The organism is Acidovorax sp. 59, from assembly GCF_002754175.1.
Taxonomy (GTDB): domain Bacteria; phylum Pseudomonadota; class Gammaproteobacteria; order Burkholderiales; family Burkholderiaceae_C; genus Acidovorax; species Acidovorax delafieldii.
The window spans coordinates 1795070-1813431 of sequence record NZ_PEET01000001.1; the positions used below are offsets into that span (position 1 = coordinate 1795070).

15 protein-coding genes are annotated in these 18362 nt (G+C 66.4%); 12 read left to right on the forward strand and 3 right to left on the reverse strand.

The annotated features are described in order from the left end of the window. Nucleotides 1-58: 58 nt before the first annotated feature. On the reverse strand, nt 59-628 hold the full coding sequence (locus tag CLU87_RS08065) for a YdeI family protein (protein WP_099730101.1): 570 nt from the start codon (nt 626-628) through the stop codon (nt 59-61). A gap of 157 nt (nt 629-785) precedes the next feature. After that, complete coding sequence (locus CLU87_RS08070; RefSeq protein WP_233193736.1) at nt 786-2195, reverse strand: lytic murein transglycosylase; 1410 nt, start codon at nt 2193-2195, stop codon at nt 786-788. 173 nt (nt 2196-2368) lie between these two features. Here CLU87_RS08070 and sbcB point away from each other — a divergent pair, with 173 nt between their 5' ends. The 3 genes from sbcB to CLU87_RS08085 all read left to right on the forward strand — a co-directional run bounded on the left by sbcB (nt 2369) and on the right by CLU87_RS08085 (nt 6581). After that, nucleotides 2369-3817, forward strand: coding sequence for an exodeoxyribonuclease I (gene sbcB, locus CLU87_RS08075; RefSeq protein ID WP_099730103.1), 1449 nt, complete (start codon nt 2369-2371; stop codon nt 3815-3817). 149 nt (nt 3818-3966) lie between these two features. After that, nucleotides 3967-5214: a cystathionine gamma-synthase family protein gene (locus CLU87_RS08080; protein WP_056746087.1), complete on the forward strand. Its 1248-nt coding sequence runs from the start codon at nt 3967-3969 to the stop codon at nt 5212-5214. A 38-nt stretch (nt 5215-5252) separates the two neighbouring features. Next, nucleotides 5253-6581 (forward strand): protein kinase, encoded by a 1329-nt coding sequence (locus tag CLU87_RS08085; RefSeq protein WP_099730104.1) that lies wholly within the window; start codon nt 5253-5255, stop codon nt 6579-6581. Between the two features lie 63 nt (nt 6582-6644). Here CLU87_RS08085 and CLU87_RS08090 read toward each other — a convergent pair whose 3' ends face one another. Continuing rightward, nucleotides 6645-7874, reverse strand: coding sequence for a nucleoside recognition domain-containing protein (locus CLU87_RS08090; protein ID WP_099730105.1), 1230 nt, complete (start codon nt 7872-7874; stop codon nt 6645-6647). Nucleotides 7875-8151: 277 nt separating this feature from the next. Between CLU87_RS08090 and CLU87_RS08095 the strand changes: the two genes are divergently transcribed. The 9 genes from CLU87_RS08095 to rbbA all read left to right on the forward strand — a co-directional run bounded on the left by CLU87_RS08095 (nt 8152) and on the right by rbbA (nt 18361). Further along, entirely contained in the window at nt 8152-8865 is a 714-nt protein-coding gene (locus tag CLU87_RS08095; RefSeq protein WP_056062254.1) for a YebC/PmpR family DNA-binding transcriptional regulator, read from the forward strand. An 84-nt stretch (nt 8866-8949) separates the two neighbouring features. After that, on the forward strand, nt 8950-9246 hold the full coding sequence (locus tag CLU87_RS08100; RefSeq protein WP_099730106.1) for a DnaJ domain-containing protein: 297 nt from the start codon (nt 8950-8952) through the stop codon (nt 9244-9246). Then, nucleotides 9243-9818 carry a hypothetical protein gene (locus CLU87_RS08105; protein ID WP_056746082.1) on the forward strand — a complete coding sequence of 192 codons (576 nt, stop codon included), beginning with the start codon at nt 9243-9245 and terminating at the stop codon, nt 9816-9818. Before CLU87_RS08100 ends, CLU87_RS08105 begins: the two co-directional genes overlap by 4 nt. Nucleotides 9819-9823: 5 nt before the next feature. Next, the gene (locus CLU87_RS08110) at nt 9824-10585 is read left to right on the forward strand and encodes a hypothetical protein (protein WP_099732098.1); all 762 of its coding nucleotides are present in this window, start codon (nt 9824-9826) and stop codon (nt 10583-10585) included. 166 nt (nt 10586-10751) lie between these two features. Further along, a complete protein-coding gene (locus CLU87_RS08115; protein ID WP_099730107.1) occupies nt 10752-12044 on the forward strand; it encodes a hypothetical protein in 1293 nt (430 codons plus the stop codon). A 220-nt stretch (nt 12045-12264) separates the two neighbouring features. After that, nucleotides 12265-13491, forward strand: coding sequence for a GGDEF domain-containing protein (locus CLU87_RS08120; protein WP_233193737.1), 1227 nt, complete (start codon nt 12265-12267; stop codon nt 13489-13491). Nucleotides 13492-13655: 164 nt separating this feature from the next. Further along, nucleotides 13656-14294: a DUF1569 domain-containing protein gene (locus CLU87_RS08125; RefSeq protein WP_225581306.1), complete on the forward strand. Its 639-nt coding sequence runs from the start codon at nt 13656-13658 to the stop codon at nt 14292-14294. 228 nt (nt 14295-14522) lie between these two features. Next, nucleotides 14523-15593 carry an HlyD family secretion protein gene (locus CLU87_RS08130; protein ID WP_099730110.1) on the forward strand — a complete coding sequence of 357 codons (1071 nt, stop codon included), beginning with the start codon at nt 14523-14525 and terminating at the stop codon, nt 15591-15593. Beyond that, nucleotides 15557-18361 (forward strand): ribosome-associated ATPase/putative transporter RbbA, encoded by a 2805-nt coding sequence (gene rbbA, locus CLU87_RS08135; RefSeq protein ID WP_099730111.1) that lies wholly within the window; start codon nt 15557-15559, stop codon nt 18359-18361. The genes CLU87_RS08130 and rbbA overlap by 37 nt, the downstream gene beginning before the upstream one ends. Nucleotide 18362 lies beyond the last annotated feature (1 nt).

The following is an 18362-nucleotide window of genomic DNA, read 5'->3' on the forward strand; positions in this document are numbered from 1 at the left end:
GCTCCAGCCCGTTTCTCCGGGCGCCTGCTTGCCATTCCTGGGAGATGGCCAACGGCTCCTAGGGGTGGAGCCTTTCGCCATTGCTCAGCATCTGAACAAATTCAGCGATTTTTCGTGCGCGTGTCTCGGCCTTCTTGACGCTTTGAATGCGAAACAAGATGGCAAACCTGTTTTTGCTATTGAGCGTTGCAAAAAACGCCTGGGCTTGGGGGTTGGCATCCAGGGCCCGTTGCAAGTCGTCGGGGACTGTAGACGTGCGCGCTGACGCGTAAGCCGCATCCCATCGTCCGTCCTGCTGGGCCCGTTCGATGGCGGCCAGGCCAGCTGGCCGCATTTTGCGGGCACTGATGAGCGCCTCGGCTTTTTCCCTGTTGATCTTGGACCAGATGCTCTTGGGGGTTCTGGGGGTAAAGCGTTGAAGCCAATAGTGCTGGTCTTCCGACTGCTTTTGGCCGTCAATCCAACCGTGGCAAAGAGCACTCTCCAGTGCTTGTGAGTAGGTGACGGTGGGCTGCTCGGCAGACTTCTTGGCCACGCGCAGCCACACGCCGGGCGAGGTACTGCCATGGCCCTCCAGCCAGGCATCCCACTCCGATTGCGTCGCGAAGGTCAGTTTGGGATCAGTCATGGTGCGTTGACAAAAATCCTAACGGATGAAAAGCATTTCCCCATACCCAGTGGCTGCAGCGCATGGCACCCCTGGGCTACCTTGGTGAGGGCGACTCCTCATCAGCACACCCGCTTAGTGAACAGGGCAGCGCATCTGTGTTCCGGTCTGCCAGTCTTCAGGGCGCCTGCAGCTTTTGCAGCAGTTCCAGCGTCGGATAACCGTCGGCCACTGTGCCCAGGCTGCGCTGGTAGCCGCGCAGGCCTGCGCGGGTGGCGGGGCCCATCACGCCGTCGGGGGTGCCTGCGGCAAAGCCTTTGCGGTTCAGGGCTTCTTGTAGGGCTTGCAGTTGTGCGCGCGACAGCGGCTCGATGTCGCGGGGCCATGGGGCGGCCACCGGCCCCCCGCCGTCGATCCGCCGCGCCAGCAGCGCCACGCCCAGCGCGTAGTTGACCGAGTTGTTGTAGCGCAGGATGGTGCGAAAGTTGTTGCCCACCAGAAACGCCGGGCCCCGTGCACCCGCAGGGGTAACGATGGAGGCCCCGGCCATATCGGGCAGCGGCGCCCCGTCGATGGACCGCAGCCCTTCGGACTCCCACTGGGCCATTGTCTGGCGCACGGCGGGGTCGGCGCGGGCGTGGTCGAACGTGGGGGGCAACTGCACTTCGGCCCCCCAAGGCTCGCCAGATTTCCAACCCGACCGGGCAAGGAAATGTGCGGTGGAAGCCGTCACATCCGGCACGCTGCCCCAGATGTCGCGGTGCCCGTCGCCGTCGGCATCCACAGCGTAGGCCAGGAACACCGAGGGCAGGAACTGGGTGTGCCCCATGGCCCCGGCCCACGATCCGATCATGCGGTCGGCGGCGATGTCGCCCTGGTCGATGATGCGCAGCGCTGCCAGCAGCTCGGTCTGCGCCCAGGCGCGGCGGCGGCCTTCATACGCCAGGGTGGCCAGTGCATCCACCGTGCGGAAGGTGCCAAAGTTGCTGCCGTAGTTGCTCTCCATGCCCCAGATGGCGGTGATGACGCTGGCCGGCACGCCGTAGCGGGCGGCTGCCGCTTGAAGCGCGGCGCCATGCGCCGCCAATTGCGCTTGGCCCTGGGCGATGCGCTGGGGGGAGACGGCGCTGTCGAGGTACGCCCATGGGGTGCGGGTGAACTCGGGCTGGGCGCGGTCCAGCTCGACCACGCGGGGCTGCCACTGCGCCTTGCCCAGCACGTCGCGCACAGTGGCGGGGCGAATGCCGGCCTCCAGCGCCTGGGCCGAAAAGCTGCTCAGCCATTGGGCAAAGCCGGCCGTGTGGTCGGCATCGGGGCTGGCCTGTGGCGGTGTGGCGGCTGTGGTGGGTGAAGCTGTGGGCGGTGTGGCCGCAGCCACAGGTTTTGCTGCGGGTGTGGGGCTGGGGGCTGACGCGCAGCCCGCGAGGGCGAGGGCAGCTGCCAGGGCCACTCCGGCAACGCCTGTGGGGGCGTGGGAAGCGGCGACGGGCAGGGCGGGGGCGCGCCCCAGGGAGCAAGGGGAAGCAATGAAACTGGGCATGCGCCATTGTCCCGCGTGCCAGCCCGCGTACAGGGGGCGAATGTGCATCAGTCCGTACGGTGAATATATTTACTATGTTTTTGATAGCTGCTTGCGCATGTTCCACTAGCGCTTGCGGTCAAAAACACTGAAAAATGCGGTTACAGTGGCACCTTGATCGCCTTGCGCCCCGCCCGCCGTGCGCGAGCCACCGCCTGCAGCCCCCTGTTAGCCTACCGACCATGGCGCCCCACACCTTCCTCTGGCACGACTACGAAACCTTTGGCGCCAACACGCGCCGCGACCGGCCTGCGCAGTTCGCGGCCATCCGCACCGATGCCGAGCTGAATGAAATCGGCGAGCCGCTGATGCTGTATTGCCAGCCCGCCAACGACTATCTGCCCGACCCGGTGTCGTGCCTCATCACCGGCATCACGCCCCAGCAGTGCCTGGAGCAGGGTGTGCCCGAGCACCAGTTTGCCGCGCGCATCGAGTCCGAGTTTGCGCAGCCCGGCACGATTGGCGTGGGCTACAACACCGTCCGGTTTGACGACGAGATCACGCGCTTCATGTTCTGGCGCAACCTCATCGACCCCTATGCGCGCGAGTGGCAAAACCAGTGCGGCCGCTGGGACCTGCTGGACGTGGTGCGCATGACCTATGCGCTGCGGCCCGACGGCATCACCTGGCCCAAGAAGGAAGACGGCGTGACGCCCAGCTTCAAGCTGGAGCACTTGTCCAAGGCCAACGGCCTGCAGCACGATGCCGCGCACGATGCGCTGTCGGACGTACGCGCCACCATTGCACTGGCACGGCTGATTCGCCAGCACAACACCAAGCTGTTTGACTTTGCGCTGAGCCTGCACAAGAAGGACCGCGTGGCCGCCGAGCTGCGCCTGCCCGCCACCACGGCCACGGCGCGGGCTTTTTTGCATGTCTCGGGCATGTTCCCCACCGAGCGCGGCTGCCTGGCTGTGATGTGGCCGCTGGCCAGCCACCCCACCAACAAGAACGAGCTGATCGCCTGGGACCTGGCCCACGACCCACGCGAGCTGGCCACGCTGAATGTGGAGGACATCCGCCTGCGCATGTTCAGCAAGGCCGACGCGCTGCCCGAGGGCGTCACGCGCCTGCCCATCAAGACCATCCACCTGAACAAGTCTCCCATGGTGGTGGGTAATGTGAACACGCTCACGCCCGCGCTGGCGCAGCGCTGGGGCATCGACCTGGCCCAGGCCGCACAGCACGCCGAGGTGGCGCGCGCGCTGCCCGACATGAGCGGCATCTGGCCGGCGGTGTTTGCCCGCCCGCAAGAGCCGGCACCGGATGTGGACCAGGACCTGTACGGCGGTTTTGTGGGCAACAACGACCGGCGCCTGTTGAACGACCTGCGCACCCTGAGCGGCGACCGACTGGCCAAGGCGCGTGCGAACTTTGATGACCCGCGCCTGGCCGAACTGCTGTGGCGCTACCGGGCGCGCAACTTTCCGCAGACGCTGTCGCCCGAGGAGCAGGAACGCTGGGAGGCGCACCGCGCCGCCTGCCTGTTCGACGGGCAGGGCGGGGCGCGCACGGTAGAACAGTTGTTCACCGAAATCGACGAACTCTCGGAGACCGCCGACGACGAGCGGACGCAGGACATTCTGGGCGCCTTGTACGATTACGCTGAACACATCGCACCGGAGCGATGACTCCCCCTGAGGCGCTGCGCGCCTTCCCCCGGAGGGGGACGCACCCGGTGGCCTGGCAAAGCCAGTTCCACGGGTGCACTGGCATCAGGGCGCGCCAGTAGTGATCGCCCCGTCTTGTAAGTAGCCACGCAGAAACAGCGCAGATTTTTATGACGACACCGCAGAACCACAGTTTCACCACCCAGATCGTGCATGCCGATCGCCTGGGCGGCGCCGAGCACGGGGCCATCCACAAGCCCATCCACACCTCGGTGCAGTACGGCTACGAGAAGGTCGAGGACCTGATCGCCGTCTTCCAGGGCACCGCCAAGGGCGGCTTCAACTACGCGCGTCAGGGCACGCCCACCACGGCGGCGCTGGAGGCCAAGATCACGCAGATGGAGCGCGGGCACGGCTCCATCGTGTTCTCCACCGGCATGGCGGGCATCTGCGCGGTGTTCCTCACCCTGCTCAAGGCGGGCGACCATCTGGTGGCCAGTCAGTTCGTGTTTGGCAACACCAACAGCGTGTTCGGCACGTTGGCCGACCTGGGTATTGAAGTGACCACGGTGGACGTGACCGACGCGGCCAACGTGGCTGCCGCGCTGCGCCCCAACACCCGCATGGTGTTTGTCGAAACCATTGCCAACCCCGGCACGCAGATCCCCGACCTGGAAGGCATCGGCGCTCTGTGCAAGGCGCATGGCGCGCTCTACGTGGTGGACAACACGGTGGCATCGCCCTACCTGTTCCGCGCGGCCACGGTGGGCGCGGGGCTGGTGGTCAACTCGCTCACCAAGAGCATTGGCGGGCAGGGCGACGCGCTGGGCGGCGCCATCACCGACACGGGCCTGTACGACTGGTCGGGCTACCCCAACATCTTTGCGGCCTACCGCAAGGGCGACGCGAAGGGCTGGGGCCTGCAGCAGCTGCGCAAAAAAGGCCTGCGCGACATGGGCGGCACGCTGTCGTCCCACGCTGCCCACCAGCTGGCGCTGGGCGCGGAGACTTTGTCGCTGCGCATGGACCGCACCAGTGCCACCGCCCTGGCGCTGGCGCAGCGGCTGGAGGCGCACCCGGCCGTCTCGCGCGTGCTGTACCCCATGCTGCCCTCGCACCCGCAGCACGCCTTTGCGCGCAAGCACCTCAAGGCGGGCTCGTGGCTGCTGTCGTTCGAGCTGCGCAACCCCGACCAGTGCCTGGCCGTGTGCAACCGCCTGCAGCTGCCCATCAAGGCCACGGGGCTGGCCGACACGCGCACGCTGATCATCCCGGTGGCGCACACCATCTTCTGGGAGGCCGGCCCCGCCGTGCGCGCCACCATGGGCATTGCCGACAGCATGATCCGCCTGTCGGTGGGTCTGGAAGAGGCGGAAGACCTGCTGGCCGACTTTGAGCAGGCGCTGGCCGGAGCCTGACCCCACCTGAACTGCCCACCCTGACCGGGAGCCCCGCCATGGCCACTGCCACCTCTGCACCGCCCGCCAACATCGGCAAGTACCGCATCGAGCGTGAACTGGGGCGGGGCGCCAGTGGCATCGTGTACCTGGGGCTCGATGGCTTCCGGGGCCGCAAGGTGGCCATCAAGCAGACCCACGCGCACCTGCTGAAGGTGCCCGAGCAGGCGGAGCGCTACCGCAAGCTGCTGCGCAACGAGGCCGCGCTGTCGGGCCGCCTGCGCCACCCCAACATCGTGCGCCTGCTGGATGCGGACGAAGAAGCGCTGCCGCCCTATCTGGTGCTCGAATACGTGGACGGCCAGCCGCTGTCCGACTTCGCAACGCCCGACACCTTGCTGCCCGTGCCCCAGGTGCTGGACATTGCCTTCAAGTGCTGCAACGCGCTCGAATACGCCTACCGCGAGGGCCTGGTGCACCGCGACATCAAGCCCGCCAACCTGATGCTGGCGCGCGGCGGCGATGTGAAGCTGACCGACTTTGGCGCCGCCCTGTCGTTGCGCAGCGATGCCACGCAGCTGTCCGGCCTGGTGGGGTCGCCGTCGTACATGTCGCCCGAACAGGTGCGCGAGCAGGACCTCACCCACCACAGCGACATGTTTTCGCTGGCCGTGGTGGTGTACGAGCTGCTCACCGGCCGCCGCCCGTTTGATGGCGACACCGACTTCGCGACGCTCTACAAGATCAGCAACGAGACGCTCACCCGGCCCAGCCTGCTGCGGGCGTCGTTGCCTGCGCATGTGGACGAGGTGTTGCTGCGTGCGCTGGCCAAGCAGCCCGTCGACCGCTTTGCCACCTGGGCCGACTTTGCCCAAGCACTGCTGGCCGCGCACCGGGGCCTGCCCCGCCAGAAGTCGCAAGACACCGAGGCCGAGCGCTTTGCACGCCTGCGTGCGCTGCCGTTTTTTGCCGACTTTCACGACGTGGCGCTGTGGGAGCTGATGCGCCTGGGCAGCTGGCGCCGGCTGGAGCAGGGCACGGTGCTGATGCGCGAGAACACGCCCGGCGACTCGTTCTGCATCCTCATCGAAGGCCAGGTGGCCGTCAGTCGCCAGGGCTGGAACCTCAGCACCCTGGGCCCCGGCGTAACGTTGGGCGAGATGGCCTACCTGCGCCCCGACAACCGCATCCGCACCGCCACCGCCGTGGCCGAGACCGAGGTGCTGGTGCTCAAGGTTCGCAACCCTGCGCTGCGCGAGGCGTCGGAGGATTTGCAGTCGCGCTTTGACAAGGCCTTCATCAAGCTGCTGGTCGGGCGGCTGATTGCCACCAACGAGCAGCTGGCTGAGTGGGAACTGGTGGCTGCGCCAGGGCCCGCTGGCGGTTGATACCCTGATTGCTACTTAATTGATAGCTGCCATGGCATATTGCACTAGCGCTACCAGCAAAAACTATCCAAAAAACCGGTAGCACACCACAATGGCGGCCACCACGCCCGCCAGCTCGGCCAGCAAGGCGCAGCCCACGGCGTGCCGGGCGCGCTGAATGCCCACGGCTCCAAAGTACACGGCCAGCACGTAGAACGTGGTTTCGGTGCTGCCCTGGATGGTGGCGGCGGCCAGGGCGGCGAAGCTGTCTACGCCCTGGGTCTGCATGGTCTCGATGAGCATGGCGCGCGCCGCGCTGCCTGAGAACGGCTTGACCAGGGCGGTGGGCAGCGCGTCCACAAACCGGGCGTCGGCGCCCAGCGTGGTCACGCACCAGCGGATGCCATCCAGCACATAGCCCAGCGCGCCCGAGGCCCGGAACACGCCCACGGCGCACAGCATGGCCACCAGATAGGGCAGCAGACCCTTGGCCACGTCAAAGCCTTCGCGCGCCCCCTCGATGAAAGCCTCGTACACCGGCACCTTGCGCCACGCGCCCAGCGCCACAAACAGCACGACCAGCGCAAACAGCGTGAGGTTGCCCAGCAGCGACGACAGGGATGCCAGTGCGGCGGCACTCAGCGTGGTCAGCAGCGCCATGAACCCGCCCAGCACCAGCGCCACGGGCAGCAGGTAGGCCAGCACCACGGGGCTCCACAGCGGCAGGCGCTGCACCACGGCCACGCTCAGCAGCCCCACCAGGGTGGAGGCAGACGTGGCCAGCAGGATGGGCAGGAAGACCAGCGTCGGGTCGGGCGCACCCTGCTGCATGCGGTACATGAAGATGGTGACCGGCAGCAGCGTGAGCGAGGAGGCGTTGAGCACCAGGAACAGGATCTGCGCGTTGGTGGCGGTGTCGGGCTCGGGGTTCAGCTCCTGCAGGGCCTTCATGGCCTTCAGGCCCATGGGCGTGGCCGCGTTGTCCAGCCCGAGGGCGTTGGCGGCAAAGTTCAGCGTCATCAGGCCCAGGGCAGGGTGGCCCCGGGGCACACCCGGCATCAGGCGCAGGAACAGCGGGGCCAGCCACCGGGCCAGGGCATCGACCAGGCCCGCCCTCTCTGCAATCCGCAAAAAGCCCAGCCACAGCGTGAGGGTGCCAAACAGCAGCACCATCACCTCGACCGACAGTTTGGCCATGGCAAACAGCGCTTCGACCATGGCCGCAAAAATCTGGGCGTTGCCCCCCACCAGCCATTGGGCCAGGGCCGCGATGGCCGCCGTGAGGAAAAAGCCCAGCCAAAGGGTGTTGAGCATCAGTGCACCGGGCAGGGGTCAAAGGAAGGAGCTTTGCGCATGTCGCCGAGGTTAACTGCACCGCTGCGTGCGGCTGATAAAGAGCGTGGCGGAAGGGCAACGAAAGTGTCCATGGTGGTCAGTGGTACCCTATAGGGTTCGGTCTGAAGTTGCACTCCCATCCTCTGGGGGCTGTTCGGGAGGCGTTTTTTCTCCCGGCGGCTCCTGCATGGCTGCAGCAACTCCCACACACGGCGCCCCAGCGCGCCGCATTCACATCAAGGAAAAGAGATCCATCATGGGCGCGCAGTGGAAAGCAAAAGGCAAGGCACAGGTGGCCGACGCCAAGGGCAAGCTGTTTGGCAAGCTGGTCAAGGAAATCACCGTGGCTGCACGCGGCGGTGCCGACCCGGCCAGCAATGCCCGCCTGCGCCTGGTGGTGGAGCAGGCTCGCAAGGCCTCCATGCCCAAGGACACGCTGGAGCGTGCCATCAAGAAGGGCTCGGGCACCGGCGCGGACGCGGTGAACTACGAACGCGTGATCTACGAAGGTTTTGCCCCCCATCAGGTGGCCGTGATGGTTGAATGCCTGACCGACAACGTGAACCGCACGGCCCCCGAGATGCGCGTGCTGTTCCGCAAGGGCCAGCTGGGCACCTCGGGCTCGGTGGCCTGGGACTTCAACCATGTCGGCATGATCGAAGCCGAGCCCGCCACCCCCGACGCTGACCCCGAACTGGCCGCCATCGAGGCCGGTGCACAGGACTTTGAAGCGGGCGACGAAGAGGGCACCACCACCTTCTGGACCGACCCCACCGACCTTGACCTTGTCAGCCGCGCGCTGCCCGCCCACGGCTTCACGGTGCTGTCCGCCAAGTTGGGGTACAAGCCCAAGAACCCGGTGAACCCCGCCAACCTCACGGCTGAGCAGCTGGAGGAGGTTGAGAACTTCCTGGCGGCCATCGATTCGAACGACGACGTGCAAAACGTGTTTGTGAGCCTGGGTGGTTGATGTGCGCGCGCAGGCGCCGACACAGGTGCTGAAGAGGGTGCCCTGGATGGCGCCCCTGGCTTTGACGGACGGACTGACTGTTTCATGACTGCTGACCACTACGCAGCCCTTGGGCTGGCGGCCAACGCGTCGCTGGCGGACATCAAGAAGGCTTTTCGCCAGAAGGCCTCGTTCTACCACCCCGACCGCAACACGGCGCCTGACGCCGCACAGCGCTTTGCCGAGGTGCAAAAGGCCTATGAGGTGCTGTCTGACGACGACGCCCGCCAGGCCTATGACGACAACCGCCGCCGCAACCTGCTGGACGACCCGCTGCAGACCGCCCAGGAGATCTGGCAGGCCTACAGCGCACGCATTCTTTCTCATTCTTCCGCCCTGTGAAACTTTCTCCCTATTTTTATGACCTGCGCTCGGCCTACCAGGCCGAGCTGGACGACCTGGTGTCCGACTCCGAGGGCAACGACGTTCTGCGCAAGCGCCTGGCCGAAAAGCGCAACGAGATGGCGTTTTTGGTGCAGATGATGGAACTGGCCCCCGAAATGGTGGCCGTGGTCTTTCACCGGGGCTTTCGCTTTACCAAACCGGCTGCACTGGAGCATCTGTTGGGCTTGCCGGTGAACGAGCTGCCCGACTGGCACAGCCTGACCCATGCCGTAGCGTTGGAGCCCTGGGCAATGAGTCTGGCCCAGACCGTGTTGCGCGAACCCCAGGGCGCACGTTTTCTGACGGTAGCCGCCGGCCTGGAATACCTGCAACAGCACGCGCGCCTGGCTCCGGCCGCAGCGTCGCATGGCGACAGCGATGCCGAGGACGATGGTGAAGATGCCGCCGAACACGACGATGACTACAGCGCCCTGAGTGCCGACGACGCGGTGGACCCGCAAAACAGCCGTACGCGCGAAGAGTCCAGCGCCAACTGGCTGGCCGATGTGGGCTTTGAGCGCAAGGAATGACGACCATGAGCAGCAGCAACCAACACCTGGCCCTGATCACCAAGACCACCAGCCTCATCGCGGCCGGTGACATCGTGGGCGCCGAGTCGGCGCTGGCCGAACTGGCCGACAGCGATGGCGACGGCGCGCTGATGGTGGTGCTGGACCAGCTGGCGCCCAAGGACATCCTGGCCGTGATGCGCGAGTACGACGACTCCAAGGCGTCCGTGGTCAACATGCTGGTCACGCCCGAGCAGTTTGCGCGCGCGATGGTGCTGGAAAAGCAGTACAAGGACCTCACCCACACCCACCTGCGCAACATGGTCAACGCGGTGGTGTTCCGTGACGATGCCGACCCGGTGGAGTTCCTCACCGCGATTGGCGACCTGGAGGGTGGTGCCGAGGCCCTGGCCAACTACTTTGCCGAAAAGTGGGGCCGCATCGAGGCCTTTGCCCGTACCGGCACCTTTGACGCCACCGAAGACTACGGCGTCACACTGAGCGACGACGAGCTGCTGGCCTCGGGCTATGTGCAGCCGCGCATCGACCTCGATGAAGTGGCCGACCGCGACTGGATGCAGATGGCCTGGCTGCTGCGCTATGAGTGCCGAGACCTGTTCATCGAGATGCTGCTGGTGCTGCGTGCCAAGGCCCGCGCGTTTGACCAGGGACTGGAAGACGGCGAAGAGACGTCCGAAGAAGACGATGGCAAGTTCGAGACCAGCGAAACCGACCGCGGCAAGGCCACGCCTGCCGCACGTGCTTCCGACGAAGAGTCTGCAATTTAGTGAACAACCCCCTGAGGCGCTTTGCGCCTTCCCCCTTCTATCGGGCTGTGCCATTCGGGAAGGGGGACACCGCCAGCGCGGCGGGGCGGCCCTTGCGCGGCGGTCCTGGTATGGGCCGCGCCAGTTTCATAGCCCATGAGCAGCGCGAAGCGCGATAGATTCAGACATGACCGTGCCTACCACGCCTTCCTCAATTTCTGCACCAGTCGCTACTGCCAATGCCCTGCAACTGCACGACGCGCGCCCTTTCTTTGAAAAGGCGCTGGTCTACGGCGTGCAGCACGGCCTGATTGACGCGGACCGGCTGGCGGCCATCAATGCCGACGCGCCCAAAGGCATGGTGCAGATCGCGCGTTACTTTGGCAGCGAGTTTCTGCGCCCGGAGCTCGAGAAGGCGCGGGACCGCATGGTCAACCTGATCAGCCTGTACCTGCTGGAGACCACGGCCGGTGATCTGGCCAAGGCGGCGGTGTCGCTGCGCGACAACTCCTTTTTGTCGCGCTCCAAAGGCGGCTCGGACATGCTCAAGCGCCTGATCGCCATGCCGGAGAGCAGCAACTTCGGCATGGGCGGCTATGCGGATGCCGAAACCCCACTGCTGGCTGCCTGGTCGCTGCGCAGCCATGCCGACTACCGCGCGGAGCTGGCCCGCCGCAGCCACATCGCCCAGGCCATCGCCGCCGCCGAGTGGCTGGCCGCGCAGTACGACCTGGACGCCGACGAGCTGGAAACCGCCGGGGCCGACGCCGAGGCCGTGATCCGCACAGGGCTGCTGATGCAGGCGCTGAACCCCAAGGCCATGGCGGCGAGTGAGTGGCCCAGCGCCCCGGTGTTTGAAAAGCTGGTGACTGCACTGCGCAAAAAGAAGGCACCCCTGCCGACGGCGCTGCGCCTGCCCGCCGGCGTGCCGGCAGAGCTGCGTGACGTGCTGCAAGCCCAATGCGCCACCGTGCTGGCCGACCTGCCCAAGCTGCTGCAATCCGCTGCGCCGCTGCGCACCCTGCTGCGCCCCATGGGCGCCTTCAGGGCAAGCTACTTCCTGCTGGACGACCCTCTGGCCGAAGTGGACAGCTTTCACCGCAGCCTGGATGTGCTGGAGGACGACGATGAGCCTCCACAGCCTGCCAGCAAGACATGGACCAAGGCGACCGGGGGCAACGACGATGAGCACTCGCTGCTCACGCTGTTTCTGTGCCTGGCCGCCGGTGCGCCCAAGAAGACGCTGCTCACCGAAAAAACCGCCGCCAGCCTGGTGCGCAAGATCCGCAAGTCTGGCCTGCAGCCCGAGCTGGCGTCTGACTTCATCCGCAGCCACGCGGCTGCCGCCTTCCAGCAGGACTACCTGGCTCTCTGGTCTGGTTTTTTGCAAGACGCGCAGGCTACGCTGACCAGCGACCGCGACTACCAGATGCACGATGCGCTGGCGCTGCTGCGGCGCGAATGCCACGTGGTGGGTTGACAGGTGCTCCCAACCGCCACGCGAGGAGGTGCGGCCGGAGGGACCCCTGCAGCTGGCTCAAGGACTGCATTGCTGCCCGCAGACTGTCGCGTGGCGGTCAATGCTCTCGGTTACCATTGTTCACGTTGATGAGGGGCCCCATCTGCCTGGCTTGCCATAGCTGCCACGCATGCAAGATGAAGTTGCCTGGCCAGTCCCGATTGCTCCGTCCCTTCCCACAGTGCACAGTCCCACCCTCGTTATCGTAGCGGCCATCCTTGCAGCGCTGGTTACCACTGTGCTGTCTGCCGTGTGGTTCTTCAACAGGAACATCCCAGGGCTGCGCTTGTGGGCGCTAGCACTGTTTTGCACCACCGTGTTTTGCGCCAACCTGATGTTGCGCGACCATGTCCCGCAGTTGCCTTCGGTATTGCTGGCGCAGGGCTCTATTGCGTTGACGGCCTACCTGTGCCTGCTGGGTGCGCGTGAATACATGGGACGAGCGCCGCTGCGGCATGGCATGGCTGCGGTTGCCATGGTGCTGCTGCTGGTAACGGTGGCGTATTTCACCGTGGTGCAGCCCCATCTGGGGGTGCGTTTTGTGCTGTCGGGGCTGGTGCCGGGCACGTGCTTTCTGTTTGCTGCGCACACCATGGCCAAAGGTGGCTTTCGCAAGGTTCCGGCCCGGTATCTGTTTGCGGGCACGGTGGGTGTGCATGGCGTGTTTTTGCTGGTGCGGCCCTTGTTGTTCAAGCTGGCCGCACCGGCCGATGCGTCGCAACCCGAAACGGGCATGGTGGCTGCGCTGTCGCAGTTTGTGGTGCTGGAGTCCACCATGGCGCTGGTGCTGGTGGCGTTTGGCGCGTTGATGCTGACCAATGAGTTCATCACCAACGAACTGCGCCACCTCGCCGAGGTGGACCCGCTGACCAATGTGTTCAACCGCCGCGCGTTTCTGACCTTGTTGGACAAGGCCATCAGCAACGCCCAGCGCACGCAGACGACGTTGCCCGTGCTGGTGATGGACCTGGACCATTTCAAGAAGGTCAACGACAGCTGGGGCCACCGCGCGGGCGATGATGTGCTGCGCCATTTTGTGATGTTGGCCCAGCGCTGCCTGCGCAAGGAAGACGTGATGGGCCGCCTGGGGGGTGAGGAGTTCGCGATCTTCTTGCCCAATGCAGGGGCCGGTGGCGCCATTGCGGTGGCCGAGCGCCTGCGCGCCATGGTGGAGGCCCACCCTGTGGTGACCGAGCAGCGCAGCATTGCGCTCACGGTGAGTGTTGGTGTCACCCTGTGCGCGGGCAGCGAGTCGGCGGGTACGGCCTTGCAGCGTGCGGACGAGGCCATGTACCTGGCCAAGGAGCGGGGGCGCAACCGGGTGGAGATGACGGTGGCCCCAGCAGCGCCCTTGGTCCCCGTTACGGCAACCCCCGCGCCGGCCGCACCAACCACCCTGGCGGCCTAGGCGCAGCGGAGCGCCGGGAAGGCGCCCAGGCCTTGCAGCCCTGCGCCATGGCGGGCTGTGTCGGCTGCCCGACCCTGGCGATGGCCGCAGGGGGCACAAGGCAGGCGCTGCCCGGCACAATCAAAGCTTTCACACCACCCCCGGTGATGCGGGCAGACAACCCCATGGCAGTTCCACCCCCTTCTGGCGCACCCAAAGCCGCTACCCCCGCAGCCATCCACCCCTCGCCCCCTGCACCGCCTGCAGCGCCCGACCGGAGGGCGTTTCTGGCCATCGGCACGGGGGTGGCGCTCGCAGCGGCTGGTGCTGTCGGGTATTTTCTGCACCAGCCGGACAACGACAGGCAGCTGGTATTTGCCACCCTGCACGATGCGATGCGCGAGGCCGAGCGGCTGAACGCAGCTTCCGTCCACGCGCTGGAACCCGCCACGGCCTGGACCTGGGCACAGACGCTGGTGCATTGCGCACAGAGCATTGAATACTCGCTGCAGGGTTTTCCGTTGCCCAAATCTGCGCTGTTCCAGAACACCCTGGGGGCTGCAGCTTTCAAGGTGTTTACCCTGCGGGGACGCATGAGCCACAACCTGGCAGAGCCTATCCCGGGCGCCCCCGCGCTGGATGCGCAGGCCACGGATACATCGGCCGCTATGGCCCGCCTGCGCCAGGCGGTGCAGGACTTTGCCATCCACACGGGGGCGCTGCAGCCTCACTTTGCCTATGGTGCACTGAGCCGGTCGCAGTACGAGCAAGCGCATGCCATGCACCTGGCCAACCACCTGTCGGCCTTTGACGGGCGCGGGTAGGGCAGTCTCCGGCAACCGACGCACCGCCTCTCAGAACCCGCAGCGGCAAGCTTGTGTCGCAGGCGGAAGCCCCACGCAATTGCAGCCAAATTGATGCAAGTCAAGCGAGGCGGCTGGCCACAAGCAGCCCATGAAGGCGCTGCGCTTACGATGCATTTTGAGGTGAGGCGCCTTTGCTGACGTGACTGGAAATGCGCTCCTGCCTCCGCATCAAAAGGGATCAGAGCCATGGGCAGCAAGTGGAAAATTTATGCGGCCGCCGCAGCGCTGTTGTTGCTGGGCACCGTGCTGGTCGTGCGGTGGGCGCCCTGGCAGCCCAAGGGGCCCGGCCCTGGGTTTGTGAGTGGCAATGGCCGCATCGAGGCCACCGAGATTGCCGTGGCCACCAAGCTGGCGGGGCGTGTGCTCGATGTTTTGGTGGCCGAGGGCGATTTTGTGAAGGCGGGGCAGCCCCTGGCCCGCATGCAGATCGACGGCCTGCAGGCCCAGCGCGAAGAGGCCGTGGCCCGGCTGCAGCAGGCGCAACTGGCCATCAGCAGTGCCCAGGTGCAGGTGGCCCAGCGCGAGAGCGACTACCAGGCCGCCTTGGCCGTGGTGGCCCAGCGCGAGAGCGACCTCGACACCGCCCGCCGCCGCCTGCCGCGCTCTGAGCAGCTAGCGCGCGAAGGCTTTTTCTCCAGCCAGTTGCTCGACGATGATCGCGCCAAGGTGCGCAGCCAGCAGGCCGCTGTGACGGCTGCCAAGGCCCAGGCCAAGGCCGCACAGGCGGGCATTGGCGCGTCGCGCACCCAGGTGACCAGTGCCGAGGCCAATGTGCGTGCGCTGGAGGCCACGCTGGCGCGGATCGATGTGGAGCTGGCCGACAGTGAACTCAAGGCCCCGCGCGACGGCCGCGTGCAGTTTCGCGTGGTGCAGCCCGGCGAGGTGGTGGGCGCGGGCGCACGGGTGCTGCAGCTGGTGGACCTGAGCGACGCGTACATGACCTTCTTTTTGCCCGAGACCGTGGCGGGCCGGGTAGCACTGGGCAGCGAGGTGCGCATCGTGCTCGATGCTGCGCCGGGCTTTGTGATTCCTGCAGAAGTCTCGTTTGTCGCCAGCACCGCGCAGTTCACCCCCAAGACGGTGGAGACCGCCAGCGAGCGCCAGAAGCTCATGTTCCGCGTGCGCGCGCAGATTGACAAGGCGCTGCTGCTGCGCCACCAGGAGCAGGTCAAGACCGGTCTGCCTGGCGTGGCCTGGCTGCGGGTGGACCCCGCCGTGGAATGGCCCGCCAACCTCGCCATCAAGGCCGACCAGTGAATCTCCCCGGCGGCGTTGCACCCGTGGCGCGCCTGCGTGGCGTGGGCCAGCGCTACGGTCGTACGGTGGCGCTCGCAGACATCGATTTGGAAGTGGCCGGGGGTCGCATGGTGGGCCTGATCGGGCCGGATGGCGTGGGCAAGTCCAGCCTGCTCGCGCTGGTGGCGGGCGCTCGTGCAGTGCAGCAGGGCACGGTAGAAGTGTTGGGCGGCGACATGTCCCAAAGCCGCCACCGCAGCCGGGTGTGCCCCCGCATCGCCTACATGCCTCAAGGGCTGGGCAAGAACCTGTATCCCACGCTGTCGGTGGAAGAGAACCTGCAGTTCTTTGGCCGCCTGTTCGGGCACGACGCGGCCGAGCGTCGCCGGCGCATCGATGAACTCACGCGCAGCACCGGTCTGCATCCATTCCTGGCGCGGCCTGCGGGCAAGCTCTCGGGCGGCATGAAGCAAAAGCTGGCCCTGTGCTGCGCGCTCATCCACGACCCCGACCTGCTCATCCTGGACGAGCCCACCACCGGCGTTGACCCTTTGGCGCGCGCGCAGTTCTGGGATTTGATCGGCCGCATCCGCGCCGCGCGGCCAGGCATGAGCGTCATCGTGGCCACGGCCTACATGGAAGAGGCCCAGCGTTTTGAATGGCTGGTGGCGATGGACGAGGGGCGCATCCTGGCCACGGGTACGCCTGCCGAGCTGATGGCCCGCACCGGGCACGATGTGCTGGAGCAGGCCTTTGTGGCACTGCTGCCCGAGGCCAAGCGCCGGGGCCACCAGGCGGTGCAGATTCCGCCGCTGGACCGGTCGCAGGCCCATGATGCCGCCAATGTGGCCATCGAGGCGCGCGACCTGACCATGCGGTTTGGCGACTTTGTGGCGGTGGACCACGTGAGCTTTCGCATCCAGCGGGGCGAGATCTTTGGCTTTTTGGGCAGCAATGGCTGCGGCAAGTCCACCACCATGAAGATGCTTACCGGCCTGCTGCCCGCCAGCGACGGGCAGGCCTGGCTGTTTGGCCAACCGGTGGACCCCAAGGACATGGCCACGCGGCGGCGGGTGGGCTACATGTCGCAGGCGTTTTCGCTGTACAGCGAGCTGTCGGTGGAGCAGAACCTGGTGCTGCATGCCCGACTGTTCCACGTGCCCGAGGCCGAGGTGCCCACGCGCGTGACGGCCATGCTGGAGCGCTTTGACCTGCAGGCCGCTCGCAGCGCACTGCCCATGAAGCTGCCCCTGGGCATGCGCCAGCGCCTGTCGCTGGCCGTGGCCATGGTGCACCAGCCCGAGCTGCTGATCCTGGACGAGCCCACCTCGGGCGTGGACCCGATGGCACGCGACAACTTCTGGCGCCTGATGGTGGAGCTGGCGCGGCGCGACAAGGTCACCATTTTCATCTCCACCCACTTCATGAACGAGGCCGAGCGCTGCGACCGCATCTCGCTGATGCACGCAGGGCGCGTGCTGGAAAGCGCTGCGCCGCAGGACATCGTGGCCAAGCGCGGCGCCGCCACGCTGGAAGAAGCCTTCATCGGCTATCTGGAGGATGCTGCGGGCACGGCCCAGGCTCCTGTGTCCGCGGCGGCTTCGGGCCCCACTGCGCTATCGCCGGTGTCTGCGCCCAACACTCCCACCTGGCCCACCCGCCTGCGCCAAAGCCTGGCCCGCATCCACAGCACCCAGTGGCGCGAAGCGCTGGAGCTGCGCCGCGACCCGGTGCGTGGCGCCATGGCACTCCTGGGCTCGCTGATTTTGATGTTCGTGATGGGTTACGGCATCAGCATGGACGTGGAGAACCTGCGCTTTGCCGTGCTGGACCGCGACCAGACCGCGCTGAGCCGCGCCTACACGCTGAACCTGGCGGGCTCGCGCTACTTCACCGAGCAGCCGCCGATTGCCACCTACGCAGAGCTGGATGCACGCATGCGCTCCGCCGAGATATCGCTGGCGCTGGAGATCCCGCCCGGCTTTGCCCGCGACGTGGCACGCGGCCAGCCGGTTCAGATCGGCGCGTGGGTGGACGGCGCCATGCCCCAGCGCGCCGAAACCGTCATCGGCTACGCCCAGGGCCTGCACCAGCAGTGGCTGGTGGAGCAAAGCCGCAGCCACACTGGCTTGGTGCCCCGGGGCCTGCTGGAGGTGGAGCCGCGCTACCGCTACAACCCCGACGTACGCAGCCTGCCGTCCATGGTGCCCGCCGTGATTCCGCTGCTGTTGCTCATGCTGCCCGCCATGCTCACGGCCCTGGCGGTGGTGCGCGAGAAAGAGCTGGGCTCCATCATCAACCTGTATGTCACGCCCACCACGCGCACCGAATTCATGCTGGGCAAACAGCTGCCCTATGTGCTGCTGGCGCTGTTTAATTTTGGCCTGATGTGCCTGGCGGCGGTGATGGTGTTTGGGGTGCCCATCACCGGCAGCTTTGCCACGCTGACGCTGGGCGCAGTGCTGTTCAGCCTGTGCTCCACGGGCATGGGGTTGCTGGCCTCCACCGTTACGCGCAGCCAGATTGCAGCCATGTTCTTCGCCATGGTGGGCACGCTCATCCCGGCGGTGCAGTTCGCCGGGCTCATCAACCCCGTGTCGTCCATGACCGGCTTTGCGCGCTGGGTGGGCGAGGCCTACCCGGCCAGCCACATGTTCACCATCAGCCGGGGCGTGTTCAACAAGGCGCTGGGCCTGCAGGATCTGCAGGCCGAGTTCTGGCCCATGCTGGTGGCGGTGCCTGTCATCGTTGGCACCGCCATCCTGTTGCTACGCAAGCAGGAGACCTGAC